The organism is Knoellia sp. B-D-2 (assembly GCF_057714695.1).
Map to the genome: position 1 here is coordinate 3501735 of NZ_CM173189.1, position 14923 is coordinate 3516657.

A 14923-nucleotide genomic window follows, 5' to 3' on the forward strand; every position below is an offset into this window, starting at 1 on the left:
TCAGTCCCAGAGGTCGGGCGGGACGTCCGTCGGCAGGGCGATGCCGTGCCGCGCGCTCGCCGCGGCGACGTGGTCCGCGAGGGCCGTGCGGAGCTGTTCCGCCGCTCGGTCGAGCCGGACCCGGCCGGGTGTGCCGTCCGCCTCGGCGATGACGACCGGCGCACCGAAGTCGGCCACGAGACGGCTGCGCAGCCGGGGCCACGAGTCGGCCAGCGCTCCGGTGGCGCGGGTGCCGAGGCAGGCGACGGGGACGACGGGCGCCCCGCTCTGGACGGCGAGCCAGGCCACCCCCTTCTCGGCCCGGGCCAGGTCGCCGCGGCCGCGCCCACCCTCGGGGAAGATGCCCACCACTCCCCCGCGCTCCAGCACGCCGAGCGCGGTCATCAGGGCCAGGCGGGAGCCCGTGCCCTGCACGAGGGGGATCTGTCCGCTGTGGCGCAGGACCGGGCCGATCCCCCGCTCGAACGTCGACGCGAGCACGAGGAAGTGGGCGGGCCGGGGGGACAGTCCGTGGACGACGGCTCCGTCGAGGTAGCCCGTGTGGTTCGCGGCGAGGACCACCGGGCCCGTGGCCGGGACGTGCTCGCGACCGTGGACCTCGGCGGAGTACAGCGACCGCACGAGGGTCCGGCTCACCACCCGTCCCGCCGTCGCCCGCCACGCGGCGGGCGGCCGGGCGGTCACGGGACGTCGGTGGACGCGTGCCCGGCGACCGAGGCGACGACGGCGAGGACCGCCTCGACGCTCTCGTCGAAGTCGAGGTCGGAGGTGTCCACGGTGACGACACCGTCGGCCGCGACGGTGAACTGCGAGACGGCGGAGTCGTCGCGGTCCCGCCGCAGCACCTGGTCGCGCGTCGCCGCGATCGCGTGCTCGTCGGCGCTGCCGTGGACCTCGGCCGAGCGGCGACGCAGCCGCGCGTCCTCGCTTGCCGTGAGGAGCAGCCGCACGAGGGCGTCCGGTGCGACGACGGTCGTGATGTCGCGGCCCTCGGCGACGACACCGCCGGTCTCCGCCGTGATCGCGGCCATGCGGTCGCGCTGGGCCTGCTGCAGGATCGGCCGCACGGCGGTGTTGGTGGCGACCTTGGAGACCTCGGCGCTGATCGCCGTCGAGCGGATCTTGTCCGTGACGTCGGTGCCGTCGACCACGACGCGCTGCGCCTCGGGGTCGGCCGAGAGGTCGAGCGGCAGGTCGGCGGCCGCGTCCGCGACGGCCGCGTGGTCGCCGAGGTCGATCGCCCGGTCCACGCACCACCACGTGAGCGCGCGGTACATGGCGCCCGTGTCGAGGTAGCCGATGCCCAGCCGGCTCGCGACCGCCTTCGAGACGCTCGACTTCCCCGACCCCGAGGGTCCGTCGATGGCGATGGTGAGGGAGTCGGTCTCGCGAGTCATGGCGGCCAGCCTAGGGCCGACGGTCAGCCGTGCAGCCGCCACCCACGCTGCTCGAGCCCGTCGGCGAGGCTGGCGGCGGATCCGGGCACGACGTCGATCTCGGCGAGACCGAAGGCCTGGCCGAGACCGTGGTCGAGGTGGAACTCCTCGATGTTGGTGCCGGTCGCGCCGACGTCGGCGAAGAGGCGACCCAGCTGCCCCGGCTCGTCCGGGATGAGGACGCGGACGGTGGTGTATGCCGTCGGCGCGGCACCGTGCTTGCCGGGGATGCGCGCGTGGCCGGCGTTGCCCGCGGCGATGGCCCGCGCGAGGGTGCCGCGGGCGCCCGGCGCGTCGGTGTCCGTGCCGAGGGCGTCGAGTGCGCCGATGACCCCCTCGAGGTCGGCGGCCAGGAGCGCGAGCACGTCACGGACCGCGTGGGCGTTGCCCGACAGGATCTGGGTCCACAGGTGCGGGTCGCTCGCCGCGATGCGGGTGACGTCGCGCAGCCCCTGCCCGGCCAGTGCCACCGACGAGTCGGCGAGGTGCTCGAGCCGGGCGGCGACGAGGCTGGCGACGAGCTGCGGCACGTGCGAGACCGAGGCGACCGCGGCGTCGTGCTCGGACGGGTCGAGGGTCACGACGGCCGCGCCGACGGACGTCGCGACCGACCGGACGAGGTCGACCGCCGCGTCGGCGGTCTCGACCGTCGGGCTGATCACCCAGGCCCGCCCGTGGAAGAGGTCGTGGCGTCCCGACACGGCGCCGCTGCGCTCCCGTCCCGCCATGGGGTGCGAGCCGCAGTAGCGGGTGAGGTCGGCTCCACGGGAACGCAGCCCGTCGATCACCGCCCCCTTGACGGAGGCGACGTCGGTGACGCACGCCTCCGGCCACCGTTCCAGCGCCGCCGCGACCGTGGCCGCGGTGACGTCGGGTGGCGTGGCGACCACGACGAGGTCGGGACCGGCCCCGGCGGGTGCGTCACCGGCATACGGCAGGGATCCGGCACCGAGGTCGCGCGCGAGGGCGGCGTTGGTCGAGGAGATGTCCTCGAGCGTGACGACGCGCCCGGCCCGGGTCAGCGCCAGGCCGAGGCTGGTGCCGATGAGACCGGTGCCGATGACGTGGACGCGGGCGGGCACCGACCCGTCGGTCACATCCCCGCCGCGGAGTAGAGCTCGCCGACCTCGCCCTTGGTGAGCCGGCGGAACTTGCCCGGCTTGGTGTCGCCGAGCCGGATCGGGCCGACCTGGGTGCGCACGAGGGAGAGGACCGGGAAGCCGACCTCGGCGAGCATCCGGCGCACGATGTGCTTGCGGCCCTCGTGGAGGATCACCTCGACGATCGCCTTGCCGGGCTGGGAGTCGACGACGCGGAAGGAGTCGACCGCGACGGGACCGTCGTCGAGCTCGACGCCCTCACGCAGCCGCTTGCCGAGGTCGCGCGGGACCGGGCCACGGATCTGGGCGAGGTAGGTCTTGAGGACGCCGTACCTGGGGTGCTGCAGCCGGTGGGCGAGGTCGCCGTCGTTGGTGAGCAGGAGCAGGCCCTCGGTGTCCGCGTCGAGGCGGCCGACGTGGAAGAGCCGTTCCTTGCGGTCACCGAAGTAGTCGCCGATGTCGATCCGCCCGAGGTCGTCGTTCATCGACGTGACGACGTTGAGCGGCTTGTTGAAGGCGAGGTAGACCCGCGACTCGTCGAGGGTGACCCGCACGCCGTCGACGTGCACCACCTGCTCGGCGTTGATCCGGACGCCGAGCTCGGTGACGACCTGGCCGTCGACCTCGACCCGACCGTCGGCGATCATCTGCTCGCACACGCGGCGTGAGCCCACACCGGCTGCGGCGAGCAGCTTCTGGAGCCGGACACCGTCCGGGTCGTGGACGTCGATCGGCTTGACGGGACGCCGTGGGGGCAGCTGCGTCGGCTGGCTGGCCTTCGTCGTGCCGATGCCGCTGGGGCGACGGGCCGGGCTGTCCGCGCCGCGGCCACCACGGCCGCCGGGCGTGGTGCCCCGGCCCCGTCCACCGGACGGCTTCTTCGCGGGTCCGCCGCGTCGGCTGGGTGGCGGTGTCATGACCGGCCACTCTCTGCGATCTCGTCGAGCACGTCGACCTCCGGAAGGTAGGGAGCAAGGGCGGGTAGGTCATCGAGGGACTGCAGGCCGAGCCGCTCGAGGAAGTAGGGGGTGGTGCCGTAGAGGGTCGCGGTCGACTCCTCGTCCGAACCCCGCTCCTCGATGAGCCCCCGGGAGAGGAGCGTGCGGATCACGCCGTCGACGTTGACGCCGCGCACCGCTGCCACCCGAGAGCGTGACACGGGTTGGCGGTACGCGATGACCGCCAGGGTCTCGAGCGAGGCCTGCGTGAGCCTGGCCTGCTGGCCGTCGAGGATGAACTTGCCGACGACGGGTGCGAAGTCGGGTCGGCTGTAGATGCGCCAGCCACCGCCGACGTGGCGCAGGGTGAAGCCCCGCTGCTGCGCGGCATACCCCTCCTCGAGCGCGGCGAGGGCCGCCTCGACGTCGGGTACGGGGATCTCGAGGGCGGAGGCGAGGGCGAGCTCGGTGACCGGCTCGTCGACGACCATGAGCACCGCCTCGATGGCGCTCGTGCGGCCTCCGGGGAAGTCGTCGACGTCGAAGGCGAGCTGGTCCTGCGGGACGTCCTCGACCACCCCCTCGTCGAGGAGCTCCGGCGCGGGCGCGGGTGCATCAGTCATGGTCAGCCTCTCGCTGATCGGTGGGCGGTGCGGGGTCGTCGGGCTCGGGCGCGTCCTCGGGCGGGGCTGCGTCCTCGGGCGGCACGACGTCGTCGTCGAACTCGTCCTCGACCTCGATGTCGCCCTCCATCGGTCCGGTCCAGCGGACGGTGAGCTTGCCGAGCGCCTCGGCCTGCTCGAAGGCGATCGAGGACTCGCGGAAGAGCTCGAGCAGGGCGAGGAAGCGGGCCACGATGACGAGGGTGTTGTCGGCGTCGCGCACGAGGGTGCGGAAGGACGCGACCCCTTCGCGGCGCAGGCGCTCCCCGATGATCGTGGCCTGCTCGCGCACGCTCACCGTGGGGGCGTGCAGGTGGCCGAGGCCGACGGTGTCGGGGATCCTCGGGGCGAGGGCGCCGGCGGCGATCATCGCCAGCTGCTCCGGGGTGATCGTCATGACCAGCTCGGGCAGCAGCTTGGCGAACTGCGGCTCGAGGCCGGCCTGGCGTGCGGTCATCCGGCCGGCCGCGGCGATGCGCTCCCCGAAGGTGCTCGCGATGTCCTTGAACGCGCGGTACTGGAGCAGCCGGGCGAAGAGCAGGTCGCGGGCCTCGATGAGCGCGAGGTCGTCCTCGTCCTCGGGACCCACCTGGGGCAGGAGCCGGGCGGCCTTGATGTCGAGCAGGGTCGCGGCGACGAGGAGGAACTCCGAGGCCTGGGAGAGGTCCCAGACGTCGCCGCCCTTGGCCTGCTCGGTCTTGATGTGCGAGATGAACTCGTCGGTCACCTTGGCCAGCGCGATCTCGGTGATGTCGAGCTTGTGCTTGGAGATGAGGCCGAGGAGCAGGTCGAACGGGCCGGAGAAGACGTCCAGGTGGACCTCGAACGCGGTCGTCGCCGCCCGTCGGGTGATGACTCCGCCGGGGGCGTCGGTCATGGTGTCAGGCTGCTCCGCCACGAGCGATGAGCTCCCTGGCCAGCTGGCGGTACGCCCCGGCGCCCTTGTGGGTCGAGTCGTAGGTCGTGATCGGCTCCGCCGCGAGCGAAGCGTCCGGGAACTTCACCGTGCGGCTGATGACGGTGTGGAAGACCCGCTCGTCGAAGTGCTCGACGACGCTGGCCACGACCTCCTTGGAGTGGAGGGTGCGGCCGTCGTACATCGTCGCGAGGATGCCGTCGACCTGCAGGCGCGGGTTGAGCCGGTCGGTGATCTTCTCGATCGTCTCGACGAGCAGGGCGACGCCGCGCATGGCGAAGAACTCGCACTCGAGCGGGATGAGCACGCCGTGCGCGGCGGTCAGCGCGTTGACCGTGAGCAGGCCGAGCGAGGGCTGGCAGTCGATGAGGACGACGTCGTAGTCGTCGAGGACAGGGCGCAGCACCCGCGCGAGGATCTGCTCGCGGGCCACCTCGCCGACGAGCTGCACCTCGGCCGCCGACAGGTCGATGTTGGCGGGAAGGACGTCGAGGTTCTCGACCTTGGTCTTCTGGATGACGTCGCGGACGTCGTGGCCCCGCTCCGTGAGCAGGTTGTAGACGGTGACGTCGAGCTGGTGCGCGGGGATGCCGAGGCCCACCGAGAGCGCGCCCTGGGGGTCGAAGTCGACGAGGAGGACGCGCCGGCCGTACTCGGCGAGGGTGGCCCCGAGGTTGATGGTCGTCGTCGTCTTGCCGACGCCACCCTTCTGGTTGCACATGGCGATGACCCGCGCCGGGCCGTGGCCGGTCAGCGGCGGGGGTTCGGGGAAGTGGGGAAGAGGACGGCCGGTGGGGCCGAGCGTGCCGTTGCCGGCGTTCTCCGTCCCGGGCAGGTGTCCGTGTCGGCTCGCGGTGTCGGTGGGGTCATCCACGGTGGTCACCACGGCGTCGATGTCTGACGAATCCATCTCTCTCCCGGAACTGGCGTACAGGCGGTCAGCGTCCCGCTGATCGGGACGACCTTATCAGCGGGCACGAGGGTGACTCTGCGCGTAGACCTCGCGCAGCTGCTGCACCGTGACGAGCGTGTAGACCTGCGTCGTCGTGACCGACGCGTGGCCCAGCAGCTCCTGCACGACCCGCACGTCGGCGCCGCCCTCGAGCAGGTGCGTCGCGAACGAGTGCCGCAACGTGTGCGGTGACAGGTGGCCGGAGAGCCCCGCACGGTCGGCCGCGGCGCGCAGGAGGGACCAGGCGCTCTGGCGGGACAGGCGTGAGCCGCGCTGGTTGAGGAAGATCGCGGGCGTCCCCCTCCCCTTGCCGGAGAACGTCCCCCTCCCCCGCACGAGGTATGCCGTGAGCGCGTCCCGTGCGTAGGAGCCCAGGGGCACGAGCCGCTGCTTGCCGCCCTTGCCCTGCAGCCGCACGACGCCCGCCTCGACGTCGATGTCGTCGATGTCGAGGCCCACCGCCTCCGAGATGCGCGCTCCAGTGCCGTAGAGGACCTCGAGCAGGGCCGTGTCCCGCAGCGAGGCGGGGGTGTCCCCCACCGCCGCGGCGGCGAGCAGGCGCTGGACCTCGCTGACGCTGATCGCCTTGGGCAGCCGCGACGGCGGCGGCGGCGGGCTCACCGCGGCGGCCGGGTCGGCCTCGACGTCGCCCTCGAGGGCGAGGAACCGGTGCAGCCCGCGCACGGCGACGAGGGTGCGCGCCGCCGAGCTCGCCGCGAGCGGAGGGTGCTCCTCGCCGCCCTCCCGCAGCCGTGCGAGGAACTCGGTGACGTGCTGCTCGGTCACCGTCGCGGGGTCGTCGACCCCGATGGAGGCGAGGTATGCCGTCCAGCGGGCGAGGTCACGCCGGTACGCCGTGAGCGTGTTGGCCGACACCCCCCGCTCGACGTCGAGGTGGGTCAGCCAGGCGCGGGCCGAGCGGTCGACCGCGTTCAGGCGAGCACCTCGGACACGTCGCGGTGGGTGAGCCCGTGCGCCTCGGCCACGGGGGCGTAGACCACCTCACCGGCGTGGGTGTTGAGGCCCAGGCCGAGCGACTCGTCGGCCCGCGACGCCTCGAGCCAGCCCTTCTCGGCCAGCCGGACGGCATACGGAAGGGTGGCGTTGGTGAGCGCCCACGTGCTCGTGTTCGGCACCGAACCGGGCATGTTCGCGACGCAGTAGAAGATCGAGTTGTGGACCTCGTAGGTCGGGTCGGCGTGGGTCGTCGCGTGCGTGTCCTCGAAGCAGCCGCCCTGGTCGACGGCGATGTCGACGAGCACCGAGCCCGGCTTCATCTGCGACACGAGCTCGTTGGAGACGAGGGTGGGCGCCTTGGCGCCGGGGACGAGCACGGCGCCGATGACCATGTCGGCCTCCATGACCTGCTGGCGGATCGTCAGCGTCGACGACGCGAGCCCGTGGACGCGGTTGTTGTAGCGCCAGAAGCTCATCCGCAGCTTGTCGAGGTCGGTGTCGAGGAGCGTGACGTCAGCGCCCATGCCGAGCGCGATGTTGGCGGCGTTCTGCCCCGAGACGCCGGCGCCGATGATGACGACCTTGGCGTTCGCGACGCCGCCGACGCCACCCATGAGGACGCCACGGCCGCCCTGCGGCTTCATGAGCGAGTAGGCACCGACCTGGGGCGCGAGGCACCCGGCGACCTCGGACATCGGGTAGAGCAGGGGCAGCAGGCCCGACGGCAGCTGCACCGTCTCGTAGGCGATCGCGGTCGTCCGCTTGGCGACGAGCTCCTTCGTGAGGCGCTCGTCAGCCGCGAGGTGGAGATAGGTGAAGAGCGTGAGGTCCTCGCGCAGCCGGTGGTACTCCTCGGCGATGGGCTCCTTGACCTTCATCACCATCTCGGCGTCACCCCAGACGTCGTCGGCGCTGTCGACGATCCGGGCGCCCTGCGCCACGAACTCGTCGTCGGGGATCGACGACCCCAGGCCGGCGCCCTTCTGGATGAGGATCTCGTGGCCCCGGCCCACCAGCTCGTGCACGCCCACAGGCGTGATGCCGACGCGGAACTCGTTGTTCTTGACTTCGCTGGGGATGCCGATGCGCACCGGTGACTCCTTCGTCGTGGGCTGCGGTGGGTCTGCCGCGATGCGAGTCTAGGGCCGTGAAGCTCTATGCAGACCTGCCCGGGCGACGACTCGTCCAGATCCTCGCCGACCTCTCGGTCCTCGCATGGGTCGCCCTGTGGGCGTGGGTGGGGCGACGTGTCCACGACGTGACGATGGCGCTGGCCGAGCCCGGCCGCCGGCTCGAGAGTGCCGGTGCCGGCTTCCGCGAGAAGATGACGGGTGCGGGGGACGGCGTGGACGACCTGCCGCTCCTCGACGACCGGATCGCCGGCCCGTTCCGCTCGGCCGCCGGTGCCGGCACGGACATCGAGCAGGCGGGCACCGACCTCGTGGGCGCCGTCGAGCGCCTGGCGCTGCTCATCGGCTGGACCACCGCCCTCGTCCCGATCCTCATCGTCGGGATCTGGTGGGTGGTCGCCCGCGGTCGGTTCGTGCGCCGGGCCTCCGCGGCGCAGCGCTTCATCGACGCCGACGACGACCTCGACCTGTTCGCCCTGCGGGCCATGGCCAACCAGCCGATGGCGGCACTGGCCAAGGTGTCGGCCGACCCGAGCGGGGCGTGGCGCCGTGGTGAGCGCGACACGATCAGGGCGCTCGCCCTGCTCGAGCTCAGGGACTCGGGACTGGCGCCCCCACGGACGGCCTGAGGTCCTCGGCCGGGGGCGACCACGTCTGCGGGTCCGCGTCGACCTGGTCGCCGGAGCGGATGTCCTTGACCTGCCCCACGGACGCCGGTGCTGAGTCTCCCGAGGGGAACCAGACGTACGGGATGCCGCGCCGGTCGGCATACCGGATCTGCTTGCCGAACTTCGCCGCGGTGGGCGCGACCTCGCAGGGGATGCCGCGCGCCCGCAGCGCCCGGGCGACGGCGTCGGAGGCGCGCCGCGAGTCCTCCTCGACCACGGCGACGAGGACGGCGGCGGGGGTGGCGCGGGAGGCGGTGACGAGGCCCTGGGAGAGCAGCAGCCCGAGCAGCCGGGAGACGCCGATGGAGATGCCCACACCCGGGTAGGTCGTCCTCCCGTCGCTGGCGAGCGCGTCGTAGCGGCCGCCGGAGCAGAACGAGCCCCACGACTCGTGACCCTCGAGCTGGGTCTCGTAGACGGTGCCGGTGTAGTAGTCGAGGCCGCGCGCGATCTTGAGGTCGGCGACCATGGCCCCCGGTGCGTTCTCGAGCCCGGCGCGGATGACCGCCGCCAGGGCGTCGAGGCCCTCGTCGAGGGTGGGGTGCTCCACCCCGAGCGCGCGGACCCGGTCGACGAACGAGAGGTCCTCGGTGCGGATGGCCGCCAGGGCCAGGCACTGCGCGGCCTGCTCGTCGGTGCGTCCCGCCTCGCGCAGCAGCGCGGCGACCTTGTCGGGCCCGATCTTGTCGAGCTTGTCGACGATCCGGAGGGTCCCGGCGACGTCCTCGATGCCGATGCCCAGGTAGAAGCCCTCGGGGATCTTGCGGTTGTTGACCTGGATCGTCATCCGCCCGATGGGCAGCTTCGCGAACACCTCGGCGATGACCAGCGGCATCTCCGCCTCGAAGTGGGCGCTGAGCTCGCCGACGTCGACGACGTCGATGTCGGCCTGGGTGAACTCGCGGTACCGGCCCTCCTGCGGGCGCTCGCCCCGCCACACCTTCTGGATCTGGTAGCGGCGGTACGGGAAGGTCAGGCGACCGGCGTTCTCGAGGACGAACCGGGCGAACGGCACGGTGAGGTCGAAGTGCAGGCCGAGCGCGACGTCCCGCGACGAGCCCTGCGCTCCCTGCGCGCCCTCGTCGGCCAGACGAGTGACGCCGTAGATCTCCTTGTCGGCGTCGCCGCCCTTGCCGAGCAGGCGCTCCACCGGCTCGACGGCCCGCGTCTCCAACGACGTGAACCCGTGCAGCTCGAAGGTCTCGCGGATGACGTCGAGGAAGTGCTGCTCGACGATCCGCTCGGCCGGGAGGTACTCGGGGAATCCGCTGAGCTTGGTGACCTTCACGCGCCCAATCCTCGCAGGTAGGGGTTGGTGCCCCGCTCACGGCGCATCGTCGTCGCCGACCCGTGGCCGGGCAGGACGAGCGTCGAGTCCGGCAGGGGCAGCACGACGTCGCGCAGCGACCGCTGCATCGCGGCCCCGTCGCCGCCGGGCAGGTCGGTGCGCCCGATCGAGCCGGCGAAGAGGACGTCGCCGGTGACCATGGTGCGGTCGAGCTCCTCGGGGGCGCGGACCCCGTCGGGGAGCCGGTCGAACCCGAACATCACCGAGCCCTCGGTGTGGCCCGGCGCGTGCAGGACGTCGACGTCGAGCCCGGCGAGGGTGAGCCGCTCGCGGTCGTGCACCTCGACGACGGTGCTCGGCTCCTGCCACGTCGCCGCCCGGCCGAACTGCTGCTCGAGCATCTCGACGAGGCCGGGGCTCGCCGACCCGAGGGGGTCGGTCAGGCGGTAGCGGTCGTCGGAGTGGATGTATGCCGCGGTGTCACCTCCGCAGACCGGTGTCACCGAGTAGACGTGGTCGACGTGGCCGTGGGTGAGCAGGACGGCGGCGGGCTTGAGCCGGTGCTCGGTGAGAACCTCGCGCAGCGTCTCCTCGATGCCGATGCCCGGGTCGACGACGAGGCACTCCTCGCCCTCCGCGGGGGCGATGACGTAGCAGTTGGTCCCGAAGGCCGCGGCAGGGAAGGCGATGGTCAGCACGCGGCCCAACCCTAGTCGGGTGCGCGGCGGCGGCACCCGCTCCCTAGACTCACCCGGGTGACGAAGAAGCAGGAGCGCGAGCGGGCCCGGCGCCGGTGGGAGAAGCAGCAGAAGACCCTGGCCCTGCGGGCCGAGAGGCGCGAGCGCACCAAGCGCATCACGGCGATCCTCGGGACCGGCATCGTCGTGGCCGGCCTCGTCGCGGGCCTCGCCGTGGTACTCAGGCCCGAGCCGGACCCCGAGCCCGCCGCGGCACAGCCGCACGCCGCAGGCTGCGAGCAACCACCACAGCCGCTGGGCACGGCCGCGAAGCTCGAGCTGCCCGACAAGGCGACGGCCAAAGCGACGACCTGGACGGCGACGCTCACCACCAACTGCGGCGACATCGTGCTCGACCTCGACGGCGCCAAGGCGCCCCAGGCGGTCGCCTCGTTCATCCAGCTGGCCAGGGCCGACTACTGGCTCAACTCCCCCTGCCAGCGCCTCGGCGTCGGCGACGGCTTCAAGCTGCTCCAGTGCGGCGACCCGACCGGCACCGGGCAGGGCAACCCGGGCTACGGGTTCGGAGTCGAGAACGCCCCTGCCGCCGGCACCTACCCCCGCGGCACCGTCGCCATGGCGCGCACGCAGGACCCCGAGAAGGGCAACGGCGGCCAGTTCTTCCTCGTCAACGGCGAGACGAAGCTCCCCGACGCGAAGGGGTACACGATCTTCGGCACGATCACCCAGGGTTTGGATATCGTCGACAAGGTCGCCGCAGCGGGAGTCGAACCCGGCGGCGAGTCGGAGACCATCGGTGCCCCCAAGGCACCCATCAGCATCCTTCGGGTTGCCGTGACTGAGAAGAAGGCATAGCCGTGAGCGACCAGACGACGAGCAACACCCCCGCGGACGAGATCGTGGAGGTGCCCGCCGAGGAGTCCGCGGCAGCGCCCGAGGCCACCGCCGAGGTCGAGACGCCGACGCCGACGCCGTCCAACGAGACCACGACGGAGCCTGCGGCGGCGGAGACGGCCACCGAACCTGAGCCTGCCGCAGTCGAGCCGACCACCGAGCCCGAGCCCGCGGCAGTCGAGACGACCACGGAACCCGAGCCCGAGCCCGCAGCAGTCGAGACAGCCACCGAGCCCGAGCCTGCAGCAGTCGAGACAGCCACGGAACCCGAGCCCGAGCCTGCAGCAGTCGAGACAGCCACCGAGCCCGAGCCTGCTACCGAGGAGCCGGCACCCGCGGCTGCCCCGGCGGCGCCGACGCCTCGCCCCGCGGTGCCCTCTCCCGCCGCTTTGGCCTCCCGGATGGCCGCCCGCCCCGCTCCCCCGGTGGCGGCCCCCGTCCACCAGCACTCCGACTCCGCGCGCTTCGGCCGCGTCGACGACGAGGGCCACGTCTTCGTCACCGTCGGCGACGAGGAGCGCGAAGTCGGCTCGTACCCCGGCGCCGGTCCCGACGAGGCGCTGCAGTACTTCGCCCGCAAGTACGACGAGATCGCCGCCTCCGCCGACCTGCTCCAGCAGCGGCTCGGCAACCCGGACGTGCCCGCCAAGGAGGTCGCAGACGGTCTGGCGACCCTCAAGGAGCACGTGGCGGAGGCGAAGGTCGTCGGCGACCTCGCCGCCCTCGACTCCACCGTCGCCGCCATCGAGGCGGGCCTGGCCACCAAGCGCGAGACCGAGCAGGCGGCCCGTGCCGAGGCGCGCGTCGCGGCCGCGGCCGAGCGGGAGGCGATCGTCGCCGAGGCCGAGTCCATCGCGGCCCAAAACCCCGAGCAGACCCAGTGGAAGCAGAGCGGCGAGCGGATGCGTGCCCTCCTCGACCAGTGGAAGGGGCACCAGCGCGCCGGCGTCAAGCTCGACAAGCCGACCGAGACGTCGCTGTGGCAGCGCTTCAGCCACGCCCGCAACCACTTCGACAAGGGCCGGCGCACGTACTTCGCGCAGCTCGACTCCTCCCGCGCCGACGCCCGCACCGCCAAGGAGGCGCTCGTCCGCGAGGCCGAGGCGCTGTCGGCGAGCAAGGACTGGGGTCCCACAGCCCGCGCGTTCAAGAACCTCATGGATCAGTGGCGCCAGGCCGGCCGTGCCTCGCGAGCCGAGGACGACGCCCTCTGGGAGCGTTTCAAGGCCGCACAGGACGCGTTCTTCAACGCCAAGGACGAGGTGTCGGCCGCCGAGGAGGAGGAGTTCCGGGCCAACCTCGCCGTCAAGGAGGGGCTCATGGTCGACGCCGAGAAGATCCTTCCCGTCACCGACCTCGAGTCCGCCAAGTCGGCGCTGCGGGTCATCCAGGACAAGTGGGACGCCGCCGGCAAGGTGCCCCGCGCCGACATCGAGCGGACCGAGAAGGTCATGCGTCGCGTCGAGACCGCCGTGCGCGAGGTCGAGGACAAGAAATGGAAGTCCTCGAACCCCGAGGTCGCGGCCCGGGCCAACTCCATGGTCACCCAGCTCCGGTCCTCGATCGAGACCCTTGAGGCCGACCTCGCGAAGGCGACCGCCGCCGGCAACGACAAGAAGGTCAAGGACCTCACGGCCCGCCTCGAGTCCCAGCAGGTCTGGCTCAAGCAGGCCGAGGCCGCAAACGACGAGTTCGGCGCCTGACGCCCCCCGACTTATTGCGCATCCCGACCTAGCAAATCCGACCTATTGCGTATTCCGTTCACACCGCAGCGAGCCGGTCGGCCTCCGCGGTGACCGGAATGCGCAAGACGTCGGTTCGAGATGAGGGCTCGCGAGCCGGGACTACCGTCCTGTGCCGGCTCGATGAGGCTTGCGAGGCACTGAGCGGCTCGCGAGCCGCTTCGTCGGGGAGCGTCGGCGGACGCCCCCCGGACTGATGGCGCATTGCGACCACTCCGGGCCGGGCGACCTCAAGAGATCCGACCGGTATGCGCAATACGTCGGGTTTGCCTGACCGGAATGCGCAATACGTCGGGTTTGCCCGAGGCGGGTTCAAGGGAGTCACGCAACACCTCGATCACGAGGAGTTGTTTGTCATGAGGGGTCGGCCGAGGGCGCCGCGGGAGCTGGATCGCCGGTTTTGGGCTGGGATCCGGGACGGGTTGAGCGTGGAGGATGCGGGCGGGTTGACGGGGCTGTCGTACAGGTGGGCCAGTCGCATCTTCCGGGAGGCTGGCGGGGTGAAACCCACGTCTGTTGCCGCCCCGGTTGGCCGGTACCTGTCGTTCTCGGAGCGGGAGGAGATCGCGGCGTTGGTCCATGCCGACCGCGGGGTACGGGAGATCGCCCGCCGGCTGGGGCGTGATCCGGGCAGCATCAGCCGCGAGCTGGCTCGGGGCGCGACCAGGCGCGGCTACCGTCCCTCGGTGGCCCAAGCCGCAGTCGATCGTGGCCGCACGGCTCCTCGCGCGGCGAAGCTGGCCACCAATCTCCGGCTGCGTGGGGAGGTCCAGGCCAGGCTGGAGCGGCACGAAAGCCCGGAACAGGTCGCTGGAAGACTGAAGGTCGACTTCCCCGACGAACCGGAGATGCGGGTGTCGCACGAGACGATCTACCAGTCGCTGTACATCCAGGCCCGTGGTGGTCTCAAGCGGGAGCTGACCGCGTGCTTGCGCACCGGCCGGTCGATGCGCCGACCACGCCGCCGCGAGGGTGAGCGCCGCGCGCGGATCCCGGACATGGTGATGATCAGCTCGCGCCCGCCCGAGGTCGAGGACCGCGCGGTGCCCGGACACTGGGAAGGCGACCTCATCCTCGGCTCCACCGCCTCGGCGTCCGCGGTCGGCACGTTGGTGGAGCGCACCACCGGCTTCACGATGCTGCTGCACCTGCCCGACAACCACGGCGCCCTGGCCGTGCAGGACGCGCTGGTGGCCAAGATGCTGACGCTGCCTGAACAGCTCAGACGGTCGCTGACCTGGGACCAGGGCAGCGAGATGGCACGTCACGCCCAGATCGCCGAAGCCACCGGTCTGGAGATCTACTTCTGTGACCCCCACTCGCCCTGGCAGCGCGGCACGAACGAGAACACCAACGGGCTGCTGCGCCAGTACCTGCCCAAAGGTAGCGACCTCAGCTTCTACGGGCCCGGGATGCTCGACAACATCGCCGCCGAACTGAACTCCAGACCCCGCAAACGCCACGCCTTCAAAACCCCAGCCGAGATGCTCAACGAACTACTGTCTGCGAACATCGCCAACGGTGTTGCGTGACTTCCTTGAT

Annotated in this window: 15 protein-coding genes; 4 read left to right on the forward strand and 11 right to left on the reverse strand. The window is 71.9% G+C overall.

Going from position 1 to position 14923, the window contains the following annotated elements:
- The 9 genes from AC3EU2_RS16595 to ald are packed head-to-tail and all read right to left on the reverse strand — an operon-like array spanning window position 1 to window position 8052.
- Complete coding sequence (locus AC3EU2_RS16595; protein WP_488177383.1) at window positions 1-684, reverse strand: lysophospholipid acyltransferase family protein; 684 nt, start codon at window positions 682-684, stop codon at window positions 1-3.
- Complete coding sequence (gene cmk / locus AC3EU2_RS16600) at window positions 681-1397, reverse strand: (d)CMP kinase (protein ID WP_488177384.1); 717 nt, start codon at window positions 1395-1397, stop codon at window positions 681-683. The genes AC3EU2_RS16595 and cmk overlap by 4 nt, the downstream gene beginning before the upstream one ends.
- 23 nt (window positions 1398-1420) lie before the next feature.
- Window positions 1421-2518: a prephenate dehydrogenase gene (locus AC3EU2_RS16605; RefSeq protein ID WP_488177385.1), complete on the reverse strand. Its 1098-nt coding sequence runs from the start codon at window positions 2516-2518 to the stop codon at window positions 1421-1423.
- Window positions 2519-2529: 11 nt separating this feature from the next.
- The gene (locus AC3EU2_RS16610) at window positions 2530-3453 is read right to left on the reverse strand and encodes a pseudouridine synthase (RefSeq protein ID WP_488177386.1); all 924 of its coding nucleotides are present in this window, start codon (window positions 3451-3453) and stop codon (window positions 2530-2532) included.
- Window positions 3450-4097, reverse strand: coding sequence for an SMC-Scp complex subunit ScpB (scpB, locus tag AC3EU2_RS16615; RefSeq protein WP_488177387.1), 648 nt, complete (start codon window positions 4095-4097; stop codon window positions 3450-3452). Before scpB ends, AC3EU2_RS16610 begins: the two co-directional genes overlap by 4 nt.
- A complete protein-coding gene (locus tag AC3EU2_RS16620; RefSeq protein WP_488177388.1) occupies window positions 4090-5013 on the reverse strand; it encodes a segregation and condensation protein A in 924 nt (307 codons plus the stop codon). The genes scpB and AC3EU2_RS16620 overlap by 8 nt, the downstream gene beginning before the upstream one ends.
- Before the next feature lie 4 nt (window positions 5014-5017).
- The gene (locus AC3EU2_RS16625) at window positions 5018-5962 is read right to left on the reverse strand and encodes a ParA family protein (RefSeq protein ID WP_488177389.1); all 945 of its coding nucleotides are present in this window, start codon (window positions 5960-5962) and stop codon (window positions 5018-5020) included.
- Between the two features lie 57 nt (window positions 5963-6019).
- Window positions 6020-6940 (reverse strand): site-specific tyrosine recombinase XerD, encoded by a 921-nt coding sequence (gene xerD / locus AC3EU2_RS16630; RefSeq protein WP_488179507.1) that lies wholly within the window; start codon window positions 6938-6940, stop codon window positions 6020-6022.
- Window positions 6937-8052 (reverse strand): alanine dehydrogenase, encoded by a 1116-nt coding sequence (ald, locus tag AC3EU2_RS16635; RefSeq protein WP_488177390.1) that lies wholly within the window; start codon window positions 8050-8052, stop codon window positions 6937-6939. Before ald ends, xerD begins: the two co-directional genes overlap by 4 nt.
- Window positions 8053-8108: 56 nt before the next feature.
- Here ald and AC3EU2_RS16640 point away from each other — a divergent pair, with 56 nt between their 5' ends.
- Window positions 8109-8720 carry a hypothetical protein gene (locus tag AC3EU2_RS16640; RefSeq protein WP_488177391.1) on the forward strand — a complete coding sequence of 204 codons (612 nt, stop codon included), beginning with the start codon at window positions 8109-8111 and terminating at the stop codon, window positions 8718-8720.
- Here AC3EU2_RS16640 and hisS read toward each other — a convergent pair.
- Together hisS and AC3EU2_RS16650 are read right to left on the reverse strand one after the other, a co-directional pair.
- Window positions 8683-10047 carry a histidine--tRNA ligase gene (gene hisS / locus AC3EU2_RS16645; protein ID WP_488177392.1) on the reverse strand — a complete coding sequence of 455 codons (1365 nt, stop codon included), beginning with the start codon at window positions 10045-10047 and terminating at the stop codon, window positions 8683-8685. The genes AC3EU2_RS16640 and hisS overlap by 38 nt on opposite strands.
- Complete coding sequence (locus AC3EU2_RS16650) at window positions 10044-10745, reverse strand: MBL fold metallo-hydrolase (protein WP_488177393.1); 702 nt, start codon at window positions 10743-10745, stop codon at window positions 10044-10046. The genes hisS and AC3EU2_RS16650 overlap by 4 nt, the downstream gene beginning before the upstream one ends.
- Before the next feature lie 57 nt (window positions 10746-10802).
- Between AC3EU2_RS16650 and AC3EU2_RS16655 the strand changes: the two genes are divergently transcribed.
- The 3 genes from AC3EU2_RS16655 to AC3EU2_RS16665 all read left to right on the forward strand — a co-directional run bounded on the left by AC3EU2_RS16655 (window position 10803) and on the right by AC3EU2_RS16665 (window position 14913).
- The gene (locus AC3EU2_RS16655) at window positions 10803-11600 is read left to right on the forward strand and encodes a peptidylprolyl isomerase (RefSeq protein WP_488177394.1); all 798 of its coding nucleotides are present in this window, start codon (window positions 10803-10805) and stop codon (window positions 11598-11600) included.
- Between the two features lie 2 nt (window positions 11601-11602).
- A complete protein-coding gene (locus AC3EU2_RS16660) occupies window positions 11603-13342 on the forward strand; it encodes a DUF349 domain-containing protein (protein WP_488177395.1) in 1740 nt (579 codons plus the stop codon).
- 395 nt (window positions 13343-13737) lie between these two features.
- On the forward strand, window positions 13738-14913 hold the full coding sequence (locus AC3EU2_RS16665) for an IS30 family transposase (protein WP_488176163.1): 1176 nt from the start codon (window positions 13738-13740) through the stop codon (window positions 14911-14913).
- Window positions 14914-14923 lie beyond the last annotated feature (10 nt).